The sequence below is a fragment of the Mesorhizobium sp. genome (assembly GCF_041661565.1).
Lineage (GTDB): Bacteria > Pseudomonadota > Alphaproteobacteria > Rhizobiales > Rhizobiaceae > Mesorhizobium.
Genome location: NZ_JBAZUD010000203.1, coordinates 1 through 6468, shown reverse-complemented (window position 1 = coordinate 6468; position 6468 = coordinate 1). Strand labels below are relative to the sequence as shown.

Genomic DNA, 6468 nt, shown 5'->3' with positions numbered 1-6468 from the left:
GGCTGTTCAAGGAATTGGCGGCGGCCAAGGGCTCGATCGTCAACGTCACCTCCATCGCCGGTACGCGCGTGCACCCTTTCGCCGGCACCGCCTACGCGACCTCGAAGGCCGCGCTCGGCTCGCTGACCCGCGAAATGGCGCATGATTTCGGGCCGCACGGCATCCGCGTCAACGCCATTGCCCCGGGTGAAATCGACACGGCGATCCTCTCGCCGGGAACGGAAAAGATCGTCGAGACGATCCCGCTGCGACGGCTCGGCACCACGGCGGAAGTCGCCGACATCATCTTCTTCCTGTGCTCGCAGCAGGCATCCTACGTGACCGGCTCGGAAATCCACATCAATGGCGGCCAGCACGTCTGAGTTGACGGCCAAAGGCCTGCTCATCCGGGGATTGTAAGGACAGCCTTACCGCTGAAGCTGCGCTGTCGCAATGCGTCCAGGGCTTCGCCCATGTCCGTCCACGGCACGGTCAAGGCCACGCGCGTTTCCAGCCTGCCAGCCGAAACCAGGGCGAGAAGCGCGGCAATGTCGGCGCCAATGGCCGAGCCGGACGTGTAATAAGCGAATGTCTGCAGCCGCGCTCCCTCGTGGCCGGGGACGAACTGGCGGAATCCGATCGGCGTCAGCTCACCGCTGCTCGAGCCGAACATGACGATCGTGCCGCCAGGCGACACACGCTCGATCGCGTGTGCGAGGCTTGGGCCGCCGACGGATTCGGTGATCAGCGAGAAAGGACCCTCGGCCAGTTCGATCGACTCGACGACCCGCCCGGCTCCGAGGCTGCGGAGATCATCTGCATGACAGGCGGCAGCGATCGCGGTCACCGAGGCGCCCTGTTCTCGGGCGATCTGGATCTGGAAACGCCCGACCGCACCGCTTGCGCCGGTGATCAGGATCTTCTGGCCGGCCAAGTCATCGCCATGGCGCAAGGTCCTCAGGGCAGTCGTGCCCGCCACGGGCAGCGTGGCGGCGGAGACAAAGCCGACCGCTTCCGGCAGGACGGCGAGACGGTCGGTCGGAACGGCGACACGTTCGGCCCAGCCGCCCTCGTCGACCAATGCCACAACCGGCGTGCCCACTGCTGGCCCTGAGCCATCGACTGCCGCGCGTTCGACGACCCCGACGATGTCCTGGCCGGGTATCCAGCCGTTCCGACGTATGGCCAGCAAACGCAGTTCGCCGCGGTTCAGCGAGGTTGCGCGGACGGCGACCAGAGCTTCGTTCGTAAGAGGCTGTGGCTCATCCGCTTCGGTGAGTTTCAGTCTTGCGGTGTCATTCGAAGAGATGGCGAGAGCGAGCATTGGGTACCTTCCGCGGAGAGAACGATCCAAGACTACCGATTTACCCAGATGAATAATCTAGATATAAATTCTAATGATCGCTAAAAACAGTCAGAAATGAGACAGCCTCTTCGCTACCCATGGTTGGATTTCGACGTCGATGATGTGCGTGCCCCTGCGATCGCCGTGCGCGTCGACGTGACCGAAACCAAGGCCGAGGTATCGCAGCATTGGCATCGAAAGGGGCAACTCGTCTTTGCCCTCGGCGGTGGCGTCACCTGCCGCGTACCCAGCGGCCTGTGGATGGTGCCGCCTCATTGCGGCGTCTGGATTCCAAGCCGCATGGAGCACAGCAACATAGCGACAGCCAACGCCCGCATGGTCTTCGTCTACATCGAGCCGGGCGCGGCCGAACTGCCTGACCGGTGCTGCACGCTTTCGATCTCGCCACTGTTACGCGAACTCATCACCGAACTGTCGGACTGCGCGCCGGGCGATGCGAGGTGTATCTTCCTGGGAAGCGTCCTGCTTGCCGAACTGCCTGAAATGCCCGTCCAGCACTTGCATCTGCCGATCTCCACAGAGCCGCGCTTGCGGCGGATCGCCGAAGCGTTGGCGGACAACCCCGCCGACCGCAGCACGCTGGCGGAGTGGGCCAGCCGCGTCGCGCTCAGCGAGAGCAGCCTCGCTCGTCTCGTCGTGAAGGAGACCGGTTTAAGCTTCGGACGCTGGCGGCAGCAATTGCACTTGATCGTAGCGATAAGGGAGTTGGCTTCGGGCGCCAGCGTGCAGCGGATTTCGAGCGATCTCGGCTATGAGTCCGTCACAGCCTTCATCACCATGTTCAAGAAGGCGCTCGGCAAGCCGCCGGCACAGTATCTCAGCAGCATCGCGCAAAATGGCGGTTCCGCCTTCCTGGCCTGATCGAATCGATCGCAAGGTGGTGACGAGTGCCCCGTGGGCCCATGCAGTAGGCTTACCTGTCAGGCCGCGGACGGTTCAGCCGCTTGCGGCTTTTGGCCAAGGACTTCGTCCACGATCCCGCGCGCGATCTCGCGCTCGCCCATGATCACCGTGTCGGCGCCGAGCCCCTTGAGATGCTCGACCTCGGCGTCGGAATGGGCGCGGGCGATGACATTGATGCGGGGATTGGCCGCCCGCGCGCGCAGTACGATCTGGCCGGCCTCGAAGGCGTTGGGAATGGCCAGGATCAGCCGGCTGGCGCCCTCGGGATTGGCGGCGGCGAACACTTCGGCATTGGCCGCGTTGCCGGAAACGGTTTCGATGCCGTCGGCCTTCAGTCTGGCCAGTGTCTTGTCGGCATCCTCGATAACGAGGAAGGGCAGGGCGGCCTGTTTGAGCGCCGCGCCAACCAGGCTGCCGACACGGCCATAGCCGATCAGGATGGCATGGTTGGCAGAGGTCGTCCTGGGCGGTGGTCCGTCTTCCCCCTTGGCCGCTGCCGCGACCGAAGCCACTTGGCCCGGTGCCGTCGCCGGTCCGACCGGCTTTGCCTCGACCGGCGGCTCCTTGCGCGCGGTGCGGGCATCGAGCCAGGGTTTCATCCAGTCGAGGGCTAGGAACATCAGCGGATTGAGCACGATCGACAGGATGGCCCCGGCGAGGATCAGGTCGCGGCCCTGCTCCGGCAACAGTTTCAAGCCGACGCCGAGTTCGGCGAGGATGAAGGAGAATTCGCCGATCTGGGCCAGGCTTGCCGAAATCATCAGCGCCGTGGTCAGCGGATAGCCGAAGGCGATGACGATGACGAATGCCGCCAGCGACTTGCCGATGACGATGATGGCGAGCGTCGCCAGGATCGGCAGGCCGTTGCTGAGCAGGCTGAACGGATCGAACAGCATGCCGACCGAGACGAAGAACAGCACGGAAAAGGCGTCGCGCAAAGGCAGCGATTCTTCCGCCGCGCGGTGGCTGAGCTCGGACTCGCTCATGATCATGCCGGCGAAGAAGGCGCCCAGCGCCAGCGAGACGCCGAACAGCTTGGCGGCGCCGAAAGCAACGCCGAGTGCGATGGCCAGAACCGCGAGCCGGAACAGTTCGCGCGAGCCGGTGTGGGCGACATAGTGCAGGATCCAGGGGATGACCCGGCGCCCGACGACGAGCATGACGACAACGAAGGCCGCGACCTTGGCCAGCGTGATGCCGACGACACCCCAGATGCCATAGCTGGCGGGAAGCGACAGCAAGCCGCTCGCATGGGCGTCCGCCTGCTCCTGGCCGCCGAGCACGCCGGCAAGCGCCGGCAACAGGACGAGCGCCAGCACCATCGCGAGATCCTCGACGATCAGCCAGCCGACGGCGATGCGGCCGCGCTCGGTCTCGATCATGCGGCGCTCCTGCAAAGCACGCAGCAGGACGACGGTGGAAGCCACCGACAGCGCCAGGCCGAAGACCAGTCCCGCCCCCATCGACCAGCCGAGCATCCAGGACAAGCCGGCTCCAAGCGCGGTGGCAAAGCCGATCTGGACGATGGCGCCTGGCACGGCGATGGCGCGGACCGACAGGAGATCCTTCAGCGAGAAATGCAGTCCGACGCCGAACATGAGGAGGATGACGCCGATCTCGGCCAGCTCATTGGCAAGCCCCGCATCGGCGACAAAGCCAGGCGTGTTCGGCCCGACGAGCACGCCGGCCACAAGGTAGCCGACCAGCGGTGGAATGCGGAAACGGTTGGCGAGAGCGCCGAAGACAAAAGCCAGGCCCAGACCGGCGACGATGGTAGCGATAAGGGGCGTGTCATTCGGCATTGTCTATGGAGCGCCTTGTAAAATCAGTGATGTCGGATGTACGCGCCCGAAGCCGCCGCCTGTCTGCAATATGGTGGATGGAGTGCGGGCGACGCAACCCGCAGGCGCGCGAAATCGACCGCGATGGCGGAAATACTGACCGGCGGCCGCTGAAGCCGCCGGTCGAACTTGGTGCCTGCGATGGCCCGCCTTGCGAATCGTGGCCGGCAATCGGAGATCAAGGCGACGATCAGGCCGCCTGCAGCAGGGCCTCGATCTCGAACAGGGCGTGGTTGGTCAGCGTCTTGGGAATCTCGGCCGTCACCCTGTCCTGGACTTCCTTGTGCAGCTTCTTGCGCATGGTCCCAAGCACCAGGGGCGGAGCCACAAGCACGATGTTATCGAACTCCCCGCTGTGCGCGAGCATGTAGAGCCGTGAGGCGATCTCGTCGGCGAAGCGTTCCTTGCCGAGCCTGTGCCAGTCCGTGTCCTCGACCGCGCTGCGGTGCGCGGAGGGCCCGTCATTGTGTCGGCCGGGGCTGTCGGTGCCCTGCTCGCGTGTCGGCGGATTCTCCTGCTTCATCTCCTGCACCACCTCCAGGTTCGGAAACTTGTTGTCGCCGGCATTCCTCAGGAACAGTGCTTTCTCGCCGTCGGCCACCATGACCCAGATGCCGTGTTTCAGGTTGATTGTGTTCATGATGGCAGGCTCCTTTTTTCGACCGTCGAGGTATCTCGTGAAGTGCGGCGGCCGGGTTTCGATCCAACTTGCGGACGTTTGGGCAACGCCTCGCGAACCGGTAATGTTCCCATCGAGGATGCGAGCGGGGGTCCTTCATCGGGCGCAAAATTGTCTTGTCCGGTAGCCGCGCCTTTAATCTACTAATTTGGTAGAATTTAGAAAAAACTGTTTTGCGATCTTGTTCGTCCGGCGCTAAAAGAGCCGTAATCCAAGGCCTGCGGCAGCGGCTTCAATCCGTGCAAGGCGCCGATGGAGAATATTTTTCCTTTGGCAGCCGAGCTTTCAGAAAAGCGATTGCATCCCAAGAAGCGATGCGCGAGTGCGTTCCTTCTGGTTTTCCGCGCCGCCGCGTAGAACTGCAATCCCGTTCAGGACTCCGCTCGCCCCCATGCCTCACGCCGTCCCCAAGCTCAATGCCTTCCCCGTTTTCATGCGGGTCGAGGGTCAAGCCGTGGCCATCGTCGGCGGCGGCGAGGAGGCGCTGGCCAAGGCGCGGCTGATCGGACAGTCGAGCGCCATCCTGCGCATCATCGCGCAAGACGTCGATCCGGATCTCCTGACCTTCATCGCTCGGAGCGGCGCAACACACGTTGCCGCGTCTTACGACGCGAGCCATCTTCAAGGCGCGGTCATGGTTTTTGCCGCCAGCGGCGACGAGAAACTCGATAGCCGCGTTGCGGCGGACGCCCGCGGGCTCGGTATACCGGTCAATGCCGTGGACCGCCCGGAACTCTGTGACTTCTTCACCCCGGCGCTGGTCAATCGCGCTCCGGTTGCCATTGCCATCGGCACCGAAGGGGCCGGGCCGGTGCTGGCCCAGATGCTGCGTGTGCGCATCGACAGGATGCTGTCGCCGTCGCTCGGACCGCTGGCGACGCTCGCCGCCGCGCTGCGCGGCACCGTCGAAAACCTGCTGCCGAAGGGCAATGCGCGGCGGCGCTTCTGGAGCGATTTCTTCACCGGGGCTCCAGCCCGCGCCGTCGAGGCCGGTGAGCTTTCGCAGGCGCATGACGCCGCTGTCGACCTGATGCTGTCAAAGGCGCCTGCATCAGGCCATATCGCCCTGGTCGGCGCCGGTCCCGGGGCCGAGGACCTGTTGACCCTGCGCGCGCATCGCCTGCTGATGGAGGCCGATGTCATCGTCCACGATGCGCTGGTGCCGGAGGCGGTCGTCGCCATGGGCCGCCGCGATGCGGAGCGTCTGGCTGTCGGCAAGCGCAAGGGCTGCCACAGCAAGAGCCAGGCTGAAATCAATGCGTTGCTGGTCGAGCTCGGCCGCGAAGGCAAGCGCGTCGTGCGGCTGAAGTCGGGCGACCCGCTGGTGTTCGGCCGGGCCGGCGAGGAGATGGCGGCATTGCGCGATGCCGGCATTGCCTACGAAGTTGTTCCGGGCGTCACCGCGGCCTTTGCCGCCGCCGCCGATTTCGAACTGCCGCTGACCCTGCGTGGCGTGTCGTCGTCGATGGTGTTCACCACCGGCCACGACCTCAAGGGCAATTCGTTGCCCGACTGGGCCAGGCTTGCCATTTCCGGCGCCACGGTCGCCGTCTATATGGGACGCTCGGTGGCCGCCGAGGTTGCCGGCCGGCTGATCGAAGCCGGTCTGTCGCCCGACACGGCCGTCGCCGTGGTCGAGAATGCCAGCCTCGCCAACCGGCGCCGCTTCCACGGCACGCTGGCTGACCTGCCGTCGCTGG

The 6468-nt window shown here is 64.9% G+C and carries 6 protein-coding genes; 3 read left to right on the top strand and 3 right to left on the bottom strand.

The window, feature by feature from the left end; genetic code table 11:
- Positions 1 to 362: SDR family oxidoreductase (locus WC739_RS23845; protein ID WP_372955453.1), on the top strand; the 362-nt coding region annotated here is incomplete at its 5' end.
- Between the two features lie 20 nt (positions 363 to 382).
- Here the strand turns inward: WC739_RS23845 and WC739_RS23840 are convergent.
- Positions 383 to 1303: a zinc-binding dehydrogenase gene (locus WC739_RS23840; protein ID WP_372955452.1), complete on the bottom strand. Its 921-nt coding sequence runs from the start codon at positions 1301 to 1303 to the stop codon at positions 383 to 385.
- A 96-nt stretch (positions 1304 to 1399) separates the two neighbouring features.
- On the opposite strand from WC739_RS23840, the gene WC739_RS23835 reads away from it, so the two are divergent.
- Entirely contained in the window at positions 1400 to 2206 is an 807-nt protein-coding gene (locus tag WC739_RS23835; protein ID WP_372955451.1) for a helix-turn-helix transcriptional regulator, read from the top strand.
- 59 nt (positions 2207 to 2265) lie between these two features.
- Here the strand turns inward: WC739_RS23835 and WC739_RS23830 are convergent, their stop codons facing one another.
- Together WC739_RS23830 and WC739_RS23825 are read right to left on the bottom strand one after the other, a co-directional pair.
- Positions 2266 to 4050, bottom strand: a complete 1785-nt coding sequence (locus WC739_RS23830) for a cation:proton antiporter (RefSeq protein ID WP_372955450.1) — start codon at positions 4048 to 4050, stop codon at positions 2266 to 2268.
- Between the two features lie 229 nt (positions 4051 to 4279).
- Complete coding sequence (locus tag WC739_RS23825) at positions 4280 to 4729, bottom strand: host attachment protein (RefSeq protein ID WP_372955449.1); 450 nt, start codon at positions 4727 to 4729, stop codon at positions 4280 to 4282.
- Positions 4730 to 5159: 430 nt separating this feature from the next.
- Here WC739_RS23825 and cysG point away from each other — a divergent pair.
- On the top strand, positions 5160 to 6468 hold a 1309-nt coding region (cysG, locus tag WC739_RS23820), incomplete at its 3' end, for a siroheme synthase CysG (protein WP_372955448.1).